The sequence below is a fragment of the Parabacteroides johnsonii DSM 18315 genome, from assembly GCF_025151045.1.
GTDB classification, from domain to species: Bacteria; Bacteroidota; Bacteroidia; order Bacteroidales; family Tannerellaceae; genus Parabacteroides; species Parabacteroides johnsonii.
Genome location: NZ_CP102285.1, coordinates 1,383,785 through 1,401,504, shown reverse-complemented (window position 1 = coordinate 1,401,504; position 17,720 = coordinate 1,383,785). Strand labels below are relative to the sequence as shown.

17 protein-coding genes and 1 pseudogene are annotated in these 17,720 nt (G+C 47.7%); 4 read left to right on the top strand and 14 right to left on the bottom strand.

The annotated features are described in order from the left end of the window. The first annotated feature begins 59 nt into the window (after positions 1 to 59). Entirely contained in the window at positions 60 to 758 is a 699-nt protein-coding gene (locus tag NQ564_RS05755; RefSeq protein ID WP_008148246.1) for a precorrin-2 C(20)-methyltransferase, read from the top strand. Positions 759 to 772: 14 nt separating this feature from the next. Here the strand turns inward: NQ564_RS05755 and NQ564_RS05750 are convergent, their stop codons facing one another. Beyond that, positions 773 to 1,207: a glutamine synthetase gene (locus NQ564_RS05750; RefSeq protein ID WP_227963227.1), complete on the bottom strand. Its 435-nt coding sequence runs from the start codon at positions 1,205 to 1,207 to the stop codon at positions 773 to 775. A 465-nt stretch (positions 1,208 to 1,672) separates the two neighbouring features. Here NQ564_RS05750 and NQ564_RS05745 point away from each other — a divergent pair, with 465 nt between their 5' ends. After that, the gene (locus tag NQ564_RS05745) at positions 1,673 to 3,340 is read left to right on the top strand and encodes a formate--tetrahydrofolate ligase (protein ID WP_008148250.1); all 1,668 of its coding nucleotides are present in this window, start codon (positions 1,673 to 1,675) and stop codon (positions 3,338 to 3,340) included. Positions 3,341 to 3,543: 203 nt separating this feature from the next. On the opposite strand, the gene NQ564_RS05740 is transcribed toward NQ564_RS05745, so the two are convergent. Both NQ564_RS05740 and NQ564_RS05735 read right to left on the bottom strand, forming a co-directional pair. Beyond that, positions 3,544 to 4,350, bottom strand: a complete 807-nt coding sequence (locus tag NQ564_RS05740; protein ID WP_370009009.1) for an alpha/beta hydrolase — start codon at positions 4,348 to 4,350, stop codon at positions 3,544 to 3,546. Between the two features lie 70 nt (positions 4,351 to 4,420). Beyond that, positions 4,421 to 5,524, bottom strand: coding sequence for a cytochrome-c peroxidase (locus tag NQ564_RS05735; protein WP_008157915.1), 1,104 nt, complete (start codon positions 5,522 to 5,524; stop codon positions 4,421 to 4,423). 95 nt (positions 5,525 to 5,619) lie between these two features. On the opposite strand from NQ564_RS05735, the gene NQ564_RS05730 reads away from it, so the two are divergent. Continuing rightward, on the top strand, positions 5,620 to 6,480 hold the full coding sequence (locus NQ564_RS05730) for an urea transporter (RefSeq protein ID WP_129649881.1): 861 nt from the start codon (positions 5,620 to 5,622) through the stop codon (positions 6,478 to 6,480). Positions 6,481 to 6,594: 114 nt separating this feature from the next. Here the strand turns inward: NQ564_RS05730 and NQ564_RS05725 are convergent, their stop codons facing one another. Together NQ564_RS05725 and NQ564_RS05720 are read right to left on the bottom strand one after the other, a co-directional pair. Then, the gene (locus tag NQ564_RS05725; protein WP_008148256.1) at positions 6,595 to 6,771 is read right to left on the bottom strand and encodes a DUF4250 domain-containing protein; all 177 of its coding nucleotides are present in this window, start codon (positions 6,769 to 6,771) and stop codon (positions 6,595 to 6,597) included. Between the two features lie 39 nt (positions 6,772 to 6,810). Next, positions 6,811 to 7,137: a hypothetical protein gene (locus tag NQ564_RS05720; RefSeq protein WP_008148257.1), complete on the bottom strand. Its 327-nt coding sequence runs from the start codon at positions 7,135 to 7,137 to the stop codon at positions 6,811 to 6,813. A 167-nt stretch (positions 7,138 to 7,304) separates the two neighbouring features. Here NQ564_RS05720 and NQ564_RS05715 point away from each other — a divergent pair, with 167 nt between their 5' ends. Continuing rightward, a complete protein-coding gene (locus NQ564_RS05715; protein ID WP_008148261.1) occupies positions 7,305 to 8,204 on the top strand; it encodes a helix-turn-helix domain-containing protein in 900 nt (299 codons plus the stop codon). Positions 8,205 to 8,414: 210 nt separating this feature from the next. Here NQ564_RS05715 and dapA read toward each other — a convergent pair whose 3' ends face one another. The 9 genes and pseudogenes from dapA to NQ564_RS05670 form a co-directional block, all read right to left on the bottom strand. Further along, positions 8,415 to 9,308, bottom strand: a complete 894-nt coding sequence (gene dapA / locus NQ564_RS05710) for a 4-hydroxy-tetrahydrodipicolinate synthase (RefSeq protein WP_008148263.1) — start codon at positions 9,306 to 9,308, stop codon at positions 8,415 to 8,417. 132 nt (positions 9,309 to 9,440) lie between these two features. After that, positions 9,441 to 9,962, bottom strand: a complete 522-nt coding sequence (locus NQ564_RS05705) for a DUF6913 domain-containing protein (RefSeq protein WP_008148266.1) — start codon at positions 9,960 to 9,962, stop codon at positions 9,441 to 9,443. Further along, complete coding sequence (ligA, locus tag NQ564_RS05700; RefSeq protein ID WP_021863177.1) at positions 9,959 to 11,959, bottom strand: NAD-dependent DNA ligase LigA; 2,001 nt, start codon at positions 11,957 to 11,959, stop codon at positions 9,959 to 9,961. Before ligA ends, NQ564_RS05705 begins: the two co-directional genes overlap by 4 nt. A gap of 98 nt (positions 11,960 to 12,057) precedes the next feature. After that, the gene (locus tag NQ564_RS05695) at positions 12,058 to 13,020 is read right to left on the bottom strand and encodes a PCMD domain-containing protein (RefSeq protein ID WP_008157931.1); all 963 of its coding nucleotides are present in this window, start codon (positions 13,018 to 13,020) and stop codon (positions 12,058 to 12,060) included. A 54-nt stretch (positions 13,021 to 13,074) separates the two neighbouring features. Then, the gene (locus NQ564_RS05690; protein WP_008148275.1) at positions 13,075 to 14,178 is read right to left on the bottom strand and encodes a sulfotransferase family protein; all 1,104 of its coding nucleotides are present in this window, start codon (positions 14,176 to 14,178) and stop codon (positions 13,075 to 13,077) included. A gap of 3 nt (positions 14,179 to 14,181) precedes the next feature. Beyond that, entirely contained in the window at positions 14,182 to 15,645 is a 1,464-nt protein-coding gene (cysN, locus tag NQ564_RS05685) for a sulfate adenylyltransferase subunit CysN (RefSeq protein WP_021863179.1), read from the bottom strand. 99 nt (positions 15,646 to 15,744) lie between these two features. After that, complete coding sequence (gene cysD / locus NQ564_RS05680) at positions 15,745 to 16,656, bottom strand: sulfate adenylyltransferase subunit CysD (RefSeq protein ID WP_195281458.1); 912 nt, start codon at positions 16,654 to 16,656, stop codon at positions 15,745 to 15,747. A gap of 29 nt (positions 16,657 to 16,685) precedes the next feature. After that, entirely contained in the window at positions 16,686 to 17,351 is a 666-nt protein-coding gene (gene cysC / locus NQ564_RS05675; RefSeq protein WP_008148283.1) for an adenylyl-sulfate kinase, read from the bottom strand. Continuing rightward, positions 17,335 to 17,701, bottom strand: a pseudogene (locus tag NQ564_RS05670) (four helix bundle protein). The gene cysC and the pseudogene NQ564_RS05670 overlap by 17 nt, the downstream one beginning before the upstream one ends. Positions 17,702 to 17,720: the final 19 nt, after the last annotated feature.

Genomic DNA, 17,720 nt, shown 5'->3' with positions numbered 1-17,720 from the left:
CCGATTTGGAAAGTTCCTCAATTCTCCTCACTTTTGCACATCAAATAAATCAAACGCATATGTCGTACCCCATCTGCTTCGTATCGCTCGGTCCGGGAGACCCCGAACTGATCACCCTGAAAGGCTTGAAAAAGCTCCGACAGGCCGAGATCATCTATTGTCCCGCCACCATGAACAAAAACGGGCAACTCCTCTCCCGTGCGGCCCGTATTATTGAAGAATTGGGAATCGGCGAATCCGCGATCCGGCTCTTCACGCTTCCGATGAGTAAAAACCGCACCGAAGCCTGGAAAGTCTACGATGCCTTGTATGAAGAGGCAGCATCCGCTTGGGACGAAGGGAAAAAGGTGGTCATTGTGGCGGAAGGCGATGCCGGGTTCTACTCTTCCATACAATATATATACGACAAATTCAGGGAGAACCGCATCGAAGTAGAACGAACCGCCGGAATCCCAGCCTTCATTGCGGCAGGAGCCTTAGCCGGCTTGCATATCGTCAAACAGGAAGAACAGATCATCGTCATACCCGGAACGCTGACAGCGGAAGAATTGTCGGAAAAAATCAAGGCCGGCTATGTGATCGTCATCATGAAGCTGTCCCAATGCGTGGAGGCTGTCCATACCTGCATCCAGTTGCATCCGGAAGCGAACTTCCACTATTTTGAGAATGTCGGGACCGGGAAAGAGTTCTATACTTCCGACCGGAAACAAATTCAGGGAAAAATATTCCCATACTTTTCCCTGATGATCATCCAATAGTATATCTATCTAAACTATGCTATTATCGCATTCAGGCTGTCTATATGGAAACGAAGCATCTCGATATAAGGCAGGACCGAATTATGATATATGACTGCTTTCATATGCGAATCTTCCATTTTGTTGGCCTTGCGGTTGGCTTCACGCGTCTTACGGGCGTTATACAAGATAGCGGAAATATGATTCGAGATCTCATCCAGCACCTTATTCCCGGCATGGCAAATAGCCTCCGCCTCGTCCGGAGCGTATATCGAACTGGCCTGGGATACAGCCTCCAACATGGACTGCTGGTATGCACCTGCCATCGGGATCAGTTTATGAATTGCATGATGGCATAGCGAATGGGCCTCCTTCTGCTGCTGCTTGAGCGCAAGTTCCCATTTTGTTTCCTGGCTGTCCGAGCAAACCTGCTTGGATATCGAACGGGCCCCGAAACACTCTGATACCATTTTTAACCAAGTTTCTGTTTCAAATACTTTGGATGCAATTACTGCTAAACTAAATCTTGCTGTTGACATAATTCATATCTCCTCTAAATTGGTTTAAAGATTCTAACACTTTCTTTTTATCACATTAAAACTGATTTTTGATTTCATTTTATCATCATCACGATGCAAAAGTAAACAAATTATCAAACCCACCCCTACTACTTCCATACAAGAAGGTCTATTTTATAATTCTTTAAGAGAATAGATAGCTAAATGTATATATTTTGCCAACTCTGGTTTACAAAATATCAACAAAACAACAAATACATATTACATATTGCATATTCAAAAGTCAAAAAGACCAACATTTATCAATTTAACACTTTTATCGGGAGAGAATTACCACCTGTAAACCACCCGAGCTTTCATTTTGTTATTATATAAAAATATATTTACTTTTGTTTTCCACTTAAACTTACATAAGACATGAAATCGGACATAGAAATTGCAAGAGAGGTCTCTCTGCGCAAGATAAAAGAAATCGCGACCGGATTAGGCATCCCGCGCGAAGAAGTTCAGAATTACGGCAGATACATCGCCAAAATACCTCTCCATCTGATCGATGAAGAGAAGATCAAACAACACAACCTTATCCTGGTTACAGCCATCACTCCTACGAAAGCGGGTATCGGCAAGACGACCGTTTCGATCGGGCTGGCTTTGGGATTGAACAAGATCGGTAAAAAGGCGGTCGTCGCTTTGCGCGAACCATCACTGGGCCCGTGCTTCGGTATGAAAGGCGGAGCTGCCGGAGGCGGATACTCGCAGGTGTTGCCGATGGAAAACATCAACCTGCATTTTACGGGGGATTTCCATGCGGTTACTTCCGCCCACAACATGATCACGGCATTGCTGGACAACTACATCTACCAGACGCGTAATACCTGCGAGGGGCTGAAAGAAATCAAATGGAAACGTGTGCTGGATGTGAACGATCGCAGTTTGCGTAACATCGTTTCCGGCCTGGGAGGATCGGCCAACGGCGTACCGACAGAGACTGGTTTCGACATCACGCCCGCTTCGGAAATCATGGCGATTCTCTGTCTGGCAACGGACATCGAGGACCTGAAACGTCGCGTCGGCAATATCTTGTTAGGATATACGAACGATGACAAGCCTTTCACCGTAAACGACCTTGGAGTGGCCGGAGCGATCACGGTATTGCTGAAAGACGCCCTCCTGCCTAACTTGGTACAGACAACCGAGAACACGGCCGCATTCGTACACGGAGGTCCGTTCGCCAACATCGCACATGGCTGCAACTCTGTCCTGGCGACCAAAATGGCGCTGACGTATGGTGATTATGTCATTACGGAGGCCGGCTTCGGTGCCGACTTAGGAGCTGAAAAGTTTTTCGACATCAAATGCCGCAAAGCCGGATTGACACCGAAACTGACGGTTATCGTGGCAACGGCCCAGAGTTTGAAGCTGCATGGAGGCGTACCGGAAGACAAGATCAAAGAACAGAATATAGAAGGGCTGAAAAACGGTTTCGAGAACCTGGACAAGCATGTCGAGAATATGAAACGTTTCGGCCAGGAAGTGATCGTGACCTTCAACAGATATGCATCCGATACGGACGAGGAAATCGCGCTGGTTGCAGAACATTGTCGCGAGATCGGTGTAGGTTTCTGTATGAACAACGTATTTGCTGCCGGTGGCGAAGGGGGTGCCGAGTTGGCGAAATTGGTGGTCGACACGATCGAAAAGAAACCTTCCGCCCCGCTCAAATACATCTACGAGGACAGCGAACCGATCCGCAGCAAGATCAAAAAGGTATCCGAACAGATCTACGGAGCCGCTTCCGTTGTCTACACGACCTTGGCGGACAAGAAAATCAAACAGATCGAAAGCCTCGGCATCTCCCACTACCCGATCTGCATTGCCAAGACACAGTATTCGTTCTCTTCCGACCCGAAAGCATACGGGGTGGCCAAGAATTTTGAGTTGAAAGTGCGTGACATCATCATCAATAACGGTGCGGAGATGATCGTCGTTATCATGGGCGAGATCATGCGTATGCCGGGACTACCGAAAGACCCGCAGGCAAAACGCATCGACATCGTGAACGGCGTGATCGAAGGGTTAAGCTAAAAAAGAGAAGGGTGTGTCAATTTGATATCACTGGACGCAGATGACGCAGAACACACAGACGGACGCAGATTTATTTTGCTGATAATTAATAATATCTGCGTTAATCTGCGCTCGTATGCGTTGTCTGCGTCCCATGAATACCAATATTCGGCACACCCTCTTTGATTTCAAAATATAGGGATTTCACAACCAGTCCTATCCGGTTAATCCTTTCCTTTGTTTTTATCGAAGAACTTCTTAAAGAACATGATCTGGTAGTCGATCGAGTTTTTCCAATACTCCCCGTTATGCGATCCGGGACGGACCAGGAAATCATGGTCGATCTTATATTTCAACAGCTTCTTATGGAAGTCGTTATTCACTTCGAAAAAGAAATCACTGTAACCGCAATCGAAGATGATAGCCAGCTCACCATTCTTAATGCGGTCGATCTGCGTGATTGCCGTATGACGGTTCCAGACCTCCTGGTTGTCGCTCTCGCTTCCGAGCTGCTTACTCATCTCCCAGTTATTAGGGAAGGGCCGGATATCGACTCCGCCACTCGTACTACCGGCTGCGCCAAACACATCCTTATGACGGAAAGACAGCCACATGGCTCCGTGTCCACCCATGCTCAACCCTGTGATGGCACGACCGGAACGGTCTTTCACTGTCGGATATTCGGAATCGATATACTTGATTAATTCAGAGGATACGAATGTCTCATAACGGTAAGACGGATCTTTCGGACTATCCCAATACCAGCTGTTCTTGCCGTCGGGACAAACAAAGATCAGACCGTCGCGGTCTGCAATATCTTTCAACTCCGGCTTCATGGAAATCCAGGTTTTCGCATTTCCTCCATACCCGTGCAACAGGTAGACAACCGGTTTCGGTGCACGATTATTATCCGGAGAAACGACAACGACCTGGACATTCTTCTTCATTGCCTCGCTATAAACATCCAACGTATCGACAACCGCTCCTTTCACCGAAATGGCGACCAAGACAAAAACCGCCACGAACATCATCAATCTTGTTTTCATATCTCTTTCATTTTTTATTAAATGACAGCAAATGTATACAAAAAAATAATATGGATCAATCTATTCGATACCCATCGGTCAAGGTATGCATGAAAGCGACAATGGCCGCTTCTTCTTCCGGGGTGAGTCCGAGATTCCCCAGTTCGTCGCGGTTGACGGTCTCCGCATATTCGGGAGCCGGGTACTCTTCCACATCACGCACATTATAGAAATGGACAATCTCCTCAAGTGTCTTGAAATAGCCGTTATGCCCGTAAGGAGCTGTCAGGGCGATATTGCGTAACGTGGGTACCCGGAACTTGCCGAATTCGGTACTATCATGCAGAAAAGCCCCTAACCCCAGATCCATCGTGTCCCGCCCGACCGTGTTATGGGGAGCGGGAACCCGGAAGAACGGATTGTCCGGGTTGGAAGGGATTCCGAGGTTGTCATATGTATGGTCGGTAAACAGGACACGTCCGGCTCGCTCGTCGTTTTCCAGAATATGGCATTCCGCGCAGAGACCTTTCTCCTTAAATAAGTCCAGCCCTTCCATCTCCTGTCCGGTAAGCTGGCATTTGCCTTCCAGGTAGGCATCGTATTTGGACGTGAAGGGGTTCACCTCGGCAGAACGTTCATAAGTGGCTATTGCATCCAATATATGGGCATAAAGAGAATCGTCGGACGCTGTCTCTCCATAAATACGCACAAAATCGGGATAGTAGGCTGCACGCCGGACTTTCTCCGTAACAGCCCGGCTGTCCTTGTTTCCCATTTCCAGCGGATTGACGAACGGTTGGCCGGCCTGTTCTTCCAACGAGTTCACCCGGCCGTCCCAGAACAAGCCGCCTACATAGGTTTCTTCTTTTTCGTCATAATACAAGGCCGGGACATACGCCACATACGAACAGCTCATGGAGTTCCGGTTGCTGAACAAGCCTTTCACGGCCCCTTCCGAAGTGATCCGTCCGTATGTATCGGCAAACCCTTTCGTCGGTTCATGGCAGGTTCCGCACGACTGTCCGGCCGGTTCCGATAACGACTCGTCAAAAAAGAGCTGTTTCCCTACCAGTTCCTTGTCATTTAACTCCGAACGGGAACCCGGTACACACGCGGAAAACAACACAGATGTCCCTGCCAATCCGGCAACCATCACTTTTAGATATACACGACTATTCATAACCCTATTACAATTTATGGGCCAATGTACGAATAAATCTTGCATTATACTGTAGGACTTCAGGGAAAATCGTTATATTTTTGCAGCAAAAAAACATGCGTGAAGGATTGTTTATCATAAGCCGTGGAATCGGTCAGGTAATGTTTCAGAACAACGCTCTTTCGGGAGCCCTTATGTTAGTGGGTATTTTATGCGGTTCATGGCAAATGGCCCTATTGGCCGTCGCCGGGAATTTAGTCGGTAATTTGACGGCCTGTCTTTGCAAGTATAGCCGGGAGGATATCCGGAACGGACTCTATGGATTTAACGGGACGCTGGTCGGGATCGCCATCGGTGTCTTTATGCCGATCAACCTCCTGTCGATAGCGTTATTAATAGCCGGTTCCGCCTTGTCCACCTGGATTGCCCGTCTGTTCGGTTATTGGGGGAAACTGCCGGGATATACCGCCCCGTTCATTTTATCGGTCTGGATATTGCTGGCCGGATGTACATACGGGTATCCCTCGCTTTTGTCGGCCTCCGCTCCTGCCGTTGCCGAACAATCACCCGATCTGGTACGGGCCTTCTGTCTGAATATCGGACAGGTGATGTTCCAAGGAAATACGATCCTGTCCGGTCTGTTCTTCCTTGCTGCCATCCTTGTCAATTCACGTTGGCATGCATTATATACGGTCTGGGGAGCCCTCCTTCCCATCCTTGTCGCTTGGGTGGCCGGAACAGATTATACGGCGCTGAATGCCGGACTGATCGGTTACAACGGCGTCTTATGTGCGATCGCTTTAGGCGGCGACACATGGAAAAGCGGCTTGTGGGCGACAGCTTCCATTTTGCTTTCCATCGCTTTGCAGCTATTGGGGATGCACTTTGGATTCGTGACTCTGACCGCTCCTTTCGTCGTTGCCGTATGGATCATATTAAAAGGAGGTATGTCAAAACTATCCTGTTCCCGCGCTTGACGCGGGATCGCATTAAAACCGGCCCTATAAAAATCTGATTGATAAGGTCTGTCCTTTTGCGGCCCCGCATCAAGTGCGGGGACAAGGGGATTTTGACACACCGCTTTCCATCGATTACCAAAACTTGTTATTCTCTTGGCTATACTCGAATCCTACGTTCTTCAGTTCCTGGACAAGTGTCTCTTTTTGGATATGCATATCGTCGCACAATTCGTCAAGAGAGGAATAATTATCACGTAATTTCATATTGATAACGCTGAAAAGCATCATCGGATCTTCCGGAAGTGTCATAATTCATCATTTTTCTAAACCGGGTGCAAAGGTAATGACTTATTCCATAATCTTGCCTTCCCGGTTCATAAAAACATACATTTGTGTTCGGTCTTCTTTCTGTACCAATACTTTATACAGAGGAGCGCACTCCGTCCCTTTCACGTATGCACCTTCGAAGGTACAGCCTTCATAGGCTTCGGATGTCCCCATCGTTTTCAATACATCATAAGGCAAATGCTGCAATTCGACTCTTCGAAAAGCATCAGATTCAACCAATTTCACAATCGGTTGAGCTGATACTTGTGCATTTACATCACATTGTGAAACACAGATTCCAAAATAAGTCGCCACTAAAGCTGATAATCCTAAAACAATCTTTTTCATTATATGCTAATCTATTTATATTTCCTGTATGCAAAGTTATACCAGATCATTTCGATAGTCTGTATATAAATTACGGTTATGCTTACCAATATTACCGAAGAGTTGAAACAGATGGGATAAGAAGAAAAAATATATTATTTTTGTGAGGAAACAAACTAAAGAAGGTTATGGGAGAAATTATTAAACTGGACAATATCTGTCAGTACAATGAAATGGTAGGCCATGAAACCTTGCATCCGCTGGTAAGTGTTATCGATCTGTCGAAATCGTCCCGGATGATGAAGCACGTACGCATGAGTTACGGTTTCTATGCAGTCTTCCTGAAGGAGGTCAAATGCGGAGATTTGCGATACGGACGCAACTATTACGATTATCAGGAAGGCACGCTGGTTTTTCTGGCTCCCGGACAGGTGATCGGTATCGATGACAACGGCGAGTATTTCCAACCGAAAGGCCGCGCCCTGCTATTCCACCCCGACCTGATCCGCGGCACATCCCTCGGACACAATATGAAGGACTATTCTTTCTTCTCCTACGAGGTGAACGAGGCCCTTCATCTCTCCGAACAGGAACGGGGTGTCATCATCGATTGCCTGAACAACATCAGCGAAGAGCTTAACCGGGGAATAGACAAGCACAGCAAAATGCTGATTGTCTCCAACATCGAGCTTTTGCTCAATTACAGCATCCGTTTTTATGACCGCCAGTTCATCACCCGTGAAAATGTAAACAAAGACATCCTTTCCAAGTTCGAGAATGTCGTGAACGGTTATTTCCAGACCGACAAACCGCAAACGATCGGTTTGCCATCCGTACGCTACTGTGCCGACCAGCTGCATCTTTCCGCCAACTATTTAGGCGACCTGATAAAGAAGGAAACGGGTAAATCCGCACAAGAACACATCCAGCTCCGGCTGATCGACATCGCCAAAGAAAAGATATTAGGCACAAACAAAACCGTCAGCGAAATCGCTTACGAACTGGGATTCAAATATCCCCAACATTTCACCCGGGTATTTAAGAAAAATGTGGGACATACGCCTAACGAGTACAGAGGCATAAACTAAATGTGGGGTTATATGGGTTGAATTGGGAGGGGGATTATTGGGACGGTATCGAGAGTGTGTCAAATATCGGTATTCATGGGACGCAGATAACACAGAAGAGCGCAGATATTATTAATTATCAGCAAAATAAATCTGCGTCCCTCTGCGTATTCTGTGTCATCCGCGTCCAGTAATATCAATCTGACACACCCTCCTACAGCCTGAAATATCTTAACATTTGATGCTCAACTGGCGTAATACGTCACGAATCTTTTCGAATGTGGTGATACGGGTCGGAACCAAAGGCAAGCGCAATTTATTTTCGATAAAGCCCATTGCATTCAGCATACTCTTCGCTCCTGCCGGATTACCGTCGACAAACAGCAAACTGAACAGCTCCGTAAAACTATGGTGGATCGTGCGGGCACTATCGTAGTCGCCTGCCAATGCCAGACGCACCATACGGCTGAACTCACGCGGGAAAGCATTGCCGATTACAGAAATCACGCCGACAGCTCCCAACGTAATCAGCGGGAACGTAATGCCATCGTCTCCTGAAATCACATTGAAGTTCGCCGGTTTGTTCTTGATGATATCATCCATCTGGGTGATATTGCCGGAAGCCTCCTTGACTGCGATCACGTTCTTGAACTCACGGGCGATACGCAGCGTAGTCTCGGCCGTCATGTTCACTCCGGTACGTCCCGGAACGTTATACAGGACAATCGGTAACGCGGTCGCCTCCGCTATCGCTTTATAATGCTGGTAGATCCCTTCCTGAGATGGTTTATTATAATAAGGTACGACAGACAGGATCGCATCTATACCGTCAAAGTTATCGTTTTTCAACTTCTCGACAACCGAACGCGTACAGTTTCCGCCCACACCCAACACGATGGGAATGCGTCCGTTTACCTTCGTCACGACCAAATTGATTATATTCTTCTTTTCTTCTTCCGTGAGTGTAGGAGTTTCTGCAGTGGTACCTAACACAACCAGATAATCGGTTCCATTCTGCAACTGATAGTCTACAAGCCGAGCCAACGCCTCATAGTCTACACTTTCATCTTCTTTAAAGGGAGTGATCAACGCCACACCCATTCCTTTTAAATTTATGTCTGCCATGATTATAATTGACAATTGATAATTGACATTTGACAATTAATAATGGATAAAGGAACAATTGTGACTTTACTCGTCAATTGTCAATTGTCCACTGTCAATTGTCAACGGTACTGCAAAAATAAGGAATTTATATCATTTTGAGCGTATCTCCTGCAAATAAAATAATATATGTTCGAACAAATGCTTGATATCTTCGCGCTCTGTTACTGATATGGAGAGATCATATAAATCGATATCGGCATGTTTCACTCCCACCTTGAACCCACAAGGATGCTGTAGCATAAGGTATTGCATCGGGTAGCAGTCGGGACGCGTAAGATCGATCAGGATATCCGCCTTGATCGTCCTGAACCGTTCCAGAACAGCATCGGAAGGAACCAGCCAAGTGCTCACATCCTTCTTGGCATGGACCGGGATGTACGAGGCATCCGTTTCAGGTGCCAGATCGCCGGTTACATAGACACAAGCCTGTACCTTCTTGTTCTTCTTACGCAGGACGTCCAAGCAAGGTTCCACAAGCTCGCCATCCTTTGCCTGATAAAGGACCAGGATATGGCCTGCATCTTCCAGCGTACAAAACTCATGCTTGCGACTGGCAGCCCCGGAAGCTAAAGACTGCACTTTCTTTTTAATAAAATAATTCGTCAGTCTCATTCCGCTATCATATTTAAGAATTCGTCTTCATTTATAATCTTCACACCTAACTTGGCCGCCTTTTCGAGCTTGGCCGGTCCCATATTATCTCCCGCCAGGATATAATCGGTCTTGCCGGACACTGAGCCACTGTTCTTCCCGCCATGCTGCTCGATCATGGCTTTGTACTCGTCGCGGGAATGTCTGGCGAATGTCCCGCTGATGACAATGCTCAGACCTTTCAGTTTCTCGGAACGGTTTGCCAGCACTTCTTCGGCCACGGACATCCGCAGCCCGTATTCCTTCAAACGGTTCACCAAATTCCTGTTACGTTCGTCGGCAAAATAAGCGATGATGCTCCGGGCAATCCGTTCCCCGATCTCATCCACAGCTATCAAGTCCTCAAAAGAAGCCTGTTCCAACTGATCCATCGAATGGAAAGCAGCAACCAGGCGTTTAGCCACCGTCTCGCCCACAAAACGAATCCCCAATCCATAAAGGACCCGCTCGAAGGGAACCTGTTTGGATTCTTCGAGGCTCGCCATCAGGTTACGGGCACTCTTGTCAGCCCAACGTTCCAAGCGTAGCAGATCAGATATTTCCAATGTATAGAGATCGGCCGTATCCTTGATATAGCCAGCTTCGTACAAATCTTCGACAGTCTCCGGTCCCATATTGATGTTCATGGCCCTCCGGGTAACGAAATGCTCGATCTTTCCCTTGATCTGGGGAGGACAGCCGGCTTCGTTCGGACAGTAGTGGGCCGCTTCTCCTTCGGGGCGCATCAACGGTGTGCCGCATTCGGGACAGGAACGGATGAAACGGACCTTGTCACCTACCAGCAAACCACGGGCCTCGACATCGACACCGACAATCTTCGGGATGATTTCGCCGCCTTTTTCCACAAACACCTTATCACCCAAATGCAGATCGAGTCCTTCGATGATATCCGCATTGTGGAGGGATGCACGCTTTACGGTCGTCCCGGCCAGCAATACTGGTTCCAGGTTAGCAACCGGAGTAACGGCCCCCGTCCGTCCGACTTGGAAAGACACGGAGTTAAGGCGTGTCACGGCGCGTTCGGCCTGGAACTTGTAGGCAATCGCCCAACGCGGACTCTTGGCTGTAAATCCCAAATTGAGTTGTTGGCGCAATGAGTTCACTTTCAAAACGATCCCGTCTGTTGCAACCGGCAAGTTCTTGCGCTCGGCGTCCCAATAGGCGATATAATCGTATATATCCTCCAAGCTGTTGCACACACGGATCACGTTCGGCACCTTGAACCCCCATGAACGGGCCGCCTCCAGATTATCGAAATGCGTTTCCGCCGGTAACTCCTCCCCCAACAAATAATAGAAATAGGCATCCAACTTACGAGCAGCCACAATAGCCGGGTTCTGTTGCTTCAGTGTACCCGAAGCGGCATTGCGCGGATTGGCGAAAAGAGGCTCCTCCTGTTGTTCCCGTTCTTTGTTCAAGCGGTCGAACTCGGCCCAGGGAAGCAGGATCTCCCCCCTTATCTCAAATGCTGCCGGGTATCCGTCGCCCATCAGTTTCAAAGGGACCGAACGGATGGTCTTCACATTGGCCGTCACATCGTCGCCACGTGTCCCGTCTCCACGCGTCACGGCTCGAACCAGACGTCCGTCCTCATATGTCAGAGAAATGGAGGTTCCGTCATATTTCAACTCGGCAACGATTTCGAAAGGTTCGTTCAGGTCACGGGCTATGCGCTCGTAAAAATCCTTCACTTCATCTTCCGAATAGGTATTACCCAACGAAAGCATCGGATATTTATGCACTACCTGTTCAAACTCTTTGGAAAGGTCGCTCCCCACCCGCTGCGTCGGCGAATGAGGGTCGGCATATTCAGGATGCGCCTCTTCAAGGGTCTGTAACTCCTTCATCATCTCATCGAACTCACGGTCCGATATCGTCGGTGCCGAAAGCACATAATAGTTGTAATTATGTTGCTCCAGCGCTTCGCGAAGTGCCTTTATTTTATCTTTTACCACCATTTTTTCAGTTGAAAGGTGAAAGTTGAAAGGTGAAAGTTGAAAGGTGAAAGTTAAAAAGAAAAATTCATCACTTTCAACTTTCACCTTTCAACTTTCAACTAATATATAAGTTTTACATTATCGATCCACATCGTATTGCCCGGCGAGCCGATATAGGCACCACCGTGGCTGGAAGTAAATTGCAGGACGAGATGAGTCGGCAATTCGCCTTCCGCCGCCCAGCCTACTTCCTGAATAGGGACGCTTTTACCTTGGCTGTTCAAAGCATAGCGCTCTTCCACCTGAATCCGCATATAAGGCTTATACTCCGGATGCTTCGTAATATCACCGTACAGGATCGGGTAGGTCGCATCATTCACCCAGCTATTGCTGGATTCCGTATAACGCTGCACCATCGTTCCGACACGTTTGGCATATATGTTTCCATCTTTATCTTCCCAACGTTTCTGTAGCAAAAGGATGGCTGCGATCGAATCCTGTCCGGCAACCGTCGACTTACGGCTGAAACCGGTACTGCGGATACGGTTCTTTTCCGGAGCCAGCTTCACCTTATAGTCAAAACGCAACGCCTTCGGCTTCTTGGTAAACGCCACTCCACTGTTCAACATGGCCTGCGGATTTTTGGTTCCCTTGATCGGTTCGTGCACCGTTCCGAGAAAAACGGAACCGGCAGCTACCACTTCGATATCGACCAAGCCGAAAACCTTCACACTTTCCATTCGTGTCTCCAGACGCGCACACCAACCGTTGTCCCGCCTCTCCGGGAAGACAGAAGTATTCGTCTTCACCACGCCTGCCACCTTTGCCATCACGTTGGAGTTCGCCCACGGCGAACCGCCCCGGTTCGTATAGGCTGTATTGCCGATGATCGTATCCGTCGGACCCAGCTCATAAAGATGCTTCGTATTTCCTCCGATGATGCCGGACTCATGTATCTCGCGAACGACCCAATGATCCATATCTCCAAAACTGAACGGCACCACTTTCTCTTGGCAATTGACAATTGACAATTGACAATTGACAATTCCCAGGAGAAAGAGGAGTTTTACTTTCTGTTTCATTTCAAATTTTGTTTTTCTTAAATCCCCTAAGTCGGCTTTGCCGACAATGGACAATTATAAAGAATATCCCCACTCCTTGAGAGCCATTCCCCAATTTTCTTCCACAAGCTGTACCGTACGGTCGTCATACTTGTACTGGTTCTTTTTATAGCCCTTCTTTTTCCCAAGATATTTCTCGATTTCTGCTTTAGACTCTTCAAAGCCGGGGAGGTTTAATTTCTTATATATATCCTCTGTCATGGCGAAAGCATCCTGCTCGAAATCCTCAAACTTCACCTCTACCAGGTTGCCTTCGGGTATCAGGTGCTTTTGTTCTTCATATTTATAGAACAAACGGCGGTACACTTCAATAAAATTACTTTCGATCTGCTCGTTGGAGATCTCCTGCAAGCGGAGCGGCTGAATCGTATTGGTAAAAAAGCTGCGCGTGCTCTCGAACACCGTATACGGATTTCGTTTCAGATAGATAAATTTAGCATTCGGGAACATTTCCACCAACGTCTTCACCCGTCCCGTATGGGGCGGGTTCTTACTCAGGAATTGTGTCCCGTTCGTATTCCAGAGGGAGATCTTGATCAGTTTGAGGAACGTTTCCTTAAACACTTTCCGTTCATGTTCGCTGATATTGTCGAAAAGCAAATAACGATCGCAATATTCGAGCATATGCTTCGGGAAAAACCAGAAGTTATAATACGTGTAAGGCATCATATTCGCCAAGGCAAATTCCTCTTCCTGGGGAAGATCCACCTTCAATTCCATATTATCGGTCGGACGCTTGTCGGGCATCAGGAACGCCATGTTCTTCTTGAAGAAAGGCTGCCCCCAGAGCATCAGGTTCGGGAATACGGTCTGATAAGTCGTATTGTAGCCGAAATGCTTGTCGCACGAGAAAACATTGTGCATGAAAGTCGTCCCGCTACGCCAATGTCCGAGAATGAACACCGGGTCCATCTCCAACGGCTTGTCCGCAATCTTGCGGTAACGCGCATTTTCGAAGGGTTGCAACAGGCTGAGCAGGCGGCAAACGGATTTAGTCAGAAAATATTTATTACGAAATCCTTTGTCGATCGTTTTATTGGCTGTCACAGCCTTGAACGTTTTCCAGTCAGCACCCACTAAAGTATTGATCGGTAGTTTGTCAAATTCCAGTAATCCCATACCTTATTTATTTTCTGTTATACACTTGACGGAAACCCCTTGCCGTTCGAGCTCTTTACAAACGGAACGGATAGCTTCGTAGTGCTCGGGGCCGATACCCAATTCCGGAAGATTCAGTACAGCCAACGCGTCTTCCGTCACCATGTCGCGAGCATCTACCCGGTCGATAATCATACCGACAGCCGATGTATTATTCGTGATCGGGTCGATCAGGATAAAGGCTCCGGTCTGTTTGTTTTTCTGATACGGATCGAAGAACAGTTCCTTTCCGGTCGTGAAGACGACACGAGCGATCTCGTTCAGCTTCATCGGCAAATTGTCAACGGTCAATTGTCCATTGTCAATTGACAACTGTTCCATCGTATTGACATTCACTTTATAACGGATACTGTCCACACGAGCGCGTGTCAGGTTGGTCGTATGCTTGATATAGAACTGCTTGCTTGTGTCCATCGGCTCTTCGTCCATCCACACCAGCATGGCTTCGAAGTTACGGTCCGCTATCGGCAGGTTATCCGGATGGACGAGCATCTCACCACGTGAAACATCGATCTCGTCTTCCAGCGTGATGGTGACGCACTGGGGAGGGAATGCATAATCCAGCTCTCCGTCGTATGTCACGATACTCTTCACTTTGGATGTTTTTCCGGAAGGTAAAGCCATCACCGTATCGCCTTTACGAACGATACCGCTGGCCACTTTCCCACAGAAACCGCGGAAGTCCAGATTCGGACGCAATACATACTGTACCGGATAGCGGAAATCCTCAAAGTTGCGATCCTGGTCGATAGGAACCGTTTCGAGGAAGTCCAGCAACGACGGCCCTTCGTACCAAGGTGTACGGTCGCTCTTCTCCACCACATTGTCGCCATCTAAAGCAGACAGCGGGATGCAGGTGATATCCGGGATATTCAACGGAGCGACAAACTCCTTATAATCGGAAACGATCTTGTCGAAAATATTCTTGTCGAAATCAACCAGGTCCATCTTGTTGACCGCCAGCACCACGTGCTTGATGCCTAAAAGCGAAACCAGATAGGTATGGCGGCGCGTCTGCGTAATCACCCCCGTACGGGCATCCACCAGAATGATGGCAAGGTTGGCAGTCGAACCGCCGGTGATCATATTGCGGGTGTACTGTTCGTGCCCCGGAGTGTCGGCTATGATGAACTTACGGTTATTCGTACTGAAATAGCGATAAGCCACATCGATGGTGATCCCTTGTTCGCGTTCGGCCTTCAGGCCATCCAGCAACAGGGCGTAGTCGATGTGGTCGCCGGCATTCCCCATGCGCTTGCTGTCGCGTTCGAGGGCGTCCAACTGGTCTTCGTATAACTTCTTACTATCAAACAACAAACGACCGATCAGCGTCGATTTGCCATCATCCACCGATCCGGCAGTCAAGAAGCGAAGCAAATCCTTTTGTTCATCTCTGTCGAGGTATTCTTTTATATTTAATGTTGCCATATGTTTTAAGTTGAAAGGTGAAAGGTGAAAGGTGAAAGTTGAAAATGAAAATAGTGACGCGAAGCCACTTTCAACTTTCAACTCTCCACTTTCAACTAATTAAAAATATCCTTCTCTCTTTTTCTGTTCCATACTTGCCTCCTGGTCGAAGTCGATCACGCGTGTCGTGCGTTCGCTCTTGGTTGTCGTCATCATCTCTTCGACGATCTTTTCAATCGTGTCGGCATCGCTTTCCACAGCCCCGGTCAACGGCCAGCAGCCTAAGGTACGGAAGCGCACCATACGCATCTTGATTTGATCGCGGTACTGTTCCGGCAGACGGTCGTCGTCCGCCATGATCAGGTTGCCGTCGATCTCTACACACGGGCGTTCCTTGGCAAAATACAACGGTACGATCGGAATATTTTCCAGGCGGATATATTGCCAGATATCCAGTTCCGTCCAGTTGGACAAGGGGAACACACGGATGCTCTCTCCTTTATGGACACGGGCGTTGTAGATGTCCCACAACTCCGGACGCTGGTTCTTCGGGTCCCATTGATGGAACTTGTCGCGGAACGAGTAGATGCGTTCTTTCGCACGGCTCTTCTCTTCATCGCGACGGGCACCTCCGAAAGCGGCATCGAACTTATATTTATCGAGCGCATGCAGCAACGCCTGCGTCTTCATCAGGTCCGTATGCACCTTGCTTCCGTGCGTGAAAGGCCCTACACCGGCATTGAATGCCTCCATATTGGATTCCACGATCAGGTTCCATCCGAATTTCTTCGCATAGTCGTCGCGGAACTGGATCATCTCCTTGAACTTCCATTTGGAATCGATGTGCATCAAAGGGAAAGGGACTTTTCCCGGAGCAAAAGCCTTTTCAGCCAGGCGAACCATGACGGAAGAATCTTTTCCGATAGAATAAAGCATAACAGGATTCTCGAACTCGGCAGCGACCTCCCGGATGATATGGATAGACTCTGCTTCCAGTTCCTGTAAATGGCTTAATTTATAATCTGACATAATTATAGGATTGTATTATTTTGATTACTTATTTATGATTGTCTTGCAACGGTTACTTTCGGAATGATCAGGTCCATCAGCTTGTGAACGGATTCCTCCAGGCTCAACACGGAAGTGTCTAACGTCAGGTCTGGATGTCCGGGAGCTTCGAAAGGAGCGGAAACACCCGTGAAATCCTTGATCTCGCCCCGGCGTGCCTTCGCATACAACCCTTTGACATCGCGCCGCTCGCATTCTTCGATCGGAGTGCTGACATATATTTCCAGAAAGTTCTCTTTCCCGATAATGGATGCCGCCATTTCCCTCAAATCGTTATTCGGGCTGATAAAAGCCGCTATCGTGATAATGCCTGTATCGATAAAGAGCTTGCTTACTTCGGCGATACGGCGGATATTCTCTATCCGGTCTTCTGCCGAGAAACCGAGATTGTTGTTGATCCCGCTGCGGATATTGTCGCCGTCCAGGATGCGGCACAGCAAACCGCACTTGTGCAACTCGCGCTCAAGCGCTATCGCCACCGTACTCTTTCCCGAGCCGCTCAGACCGGTGAACCACACCATCACACTGCGCTGCTTCAACAAACGCTCCTTATCCTCCCTCGTCATCATCCTATCGAAAATAGGATAGATGTTAGTTGAGAGTTGAGAGTTGAGAGTTGAGAGTTTCTCTTCGATATTATTATTATTTACTTGTTCCATTCATATTTTGTTTACTTGTTTTCACAATACTGACTGTCAGTTTAATCAATTCACGGCAGTCTTCTATAATCGATTCGTATTCTTTTTCAGATAAATAATCCGTTTCTTTCAATAACATAATCCAATATTCCGTTTCATATTGCTTCCTTCAAAGCAATATTCACTTTGCTTATAAAATCGGCTTTGGACTGCGCATGCTCAACTTCTTTCAAAAGGGCGCCAATGGCAGTTCCACTACGCAACATCTGTTTTGACAGAACAAATTCTTTTCTTTCATATAATATCTTATATAGTCTAACGATACGGATCGCAAAACCAAAGGACTTTTCTGCCGTCAAACTCTTCCCCATCACTTTCAACTTTCACCTG

Bases quoted from the DNA above. Each gene is read 5' to 3' on its own strand.
- NQ564_RS05690 (WP_008148275.1), bottom strand. From the start codon at position 14,178: ATGGGATTACTGGAATTTGACAAACTACCGATCAATACTTTAGTGGGT.
- NQ564_RS05715 (WP_008148261.1), top strand. From the start codon at position 7,305: ATGGGAGAAATTATTAAACTGGACAATATCTGTCAGTACAATGAAATG.
- NQ564_RS05735 (WP_008157915.1), bottom strand. From the start codon at position 5,524: ATGAATAGTCGTGTATATCTAAAAGTGATGGTTGCCGGATTGGCAGGG.
- NQ564_RS05755 (WP_008148246.1), top strand. From the start codon at position 60: ATGTCGTACCCCATCTGCTTCGTATCGCTCGGTCCGGGAGACCCCGAA.
- dapA (WP_008148263.1), bottom strand. From the start codon at position 9,308: ATGGCAGACATAAATTTAAAAGGAATGGGTGTGGCGTTGATCACTCCC.
- ligA (WP_021863177.1), bottom strand. From the start codon at position 11,959: ATGGTGGTAAAAGATAAAATAAAGGCACTTCGCGAAGCGCTGGAGCAA.
- NQ564_RS05750 (WP_227963227.1), bottom strand. From the start codon at position 1,207: ATGGTATCAGAGTGTTTCGGGGCCCGTTCGATATCCAAGCAGGTTTGC.
- NQ564_RS05725 (WP_008148256.1), bottom strand. From the start codon at position 6,771: ATGACACTTCCGGAAGATCCGATGATGCTTTTCAGCGTTATCAATATG.
- NQ564_RS05730 (WP_129649881.1), top strand. From the start codon at position 5,620: ATGCGTGAAGGATTGTTTATCATAAGCCGTGGAATCGGTCAGGTAATG.
- NQ564_RS05720 (WP_008148257.1), bottom strand. From the start codon at position 7,137: ATGAAAAAGATTGTTTTAGGATTATCAGCTTTAGTGGCGACTTATTTT.
- cysC (WP_008148283.1), bottom strand. From the start codon at position 17,351: ATGGAACAAGTAAATAATAATAATATCGAAGAGAAACTCTCAACTCTC.
- NQ564_RS05740 (WP_370009009.1), bottom strand. From the start codon at position 4,350: ATGATGTTCGTGGCGGTTTTTGTCTTGGTCGCCATTTCGGTGAAAGGA.
- NQ564_RS05705 (WP_008148266.1), bottom strand. From the start codon at position 9,962: ATGAGACTGACGAATTATTTTATTAAAAAGAAAGTGCAGTCTTTAGCT.
- cysN (WP_021863179.1), bottom strand. From the start codon at position 15,645: ATGGCAACATTAAATATAAAAGAATACCTCGACAGAGATGAACAAAAG.
- NQ564_RS05695 (WP_008157931.1), bottom strand. From the start codon at position 13,020: ATGAAACAGAAAGTAAAACTCCTCTTTCTCCTGGGAATTGTCAATTGT.
- NQ564_RS05745 (WP_008148250.1), top strand. From the start codon at position 1,673: ATGAAATCGGACATAGAAATTGCAAGAGAGGTCTCTCTGCGCAAGATA.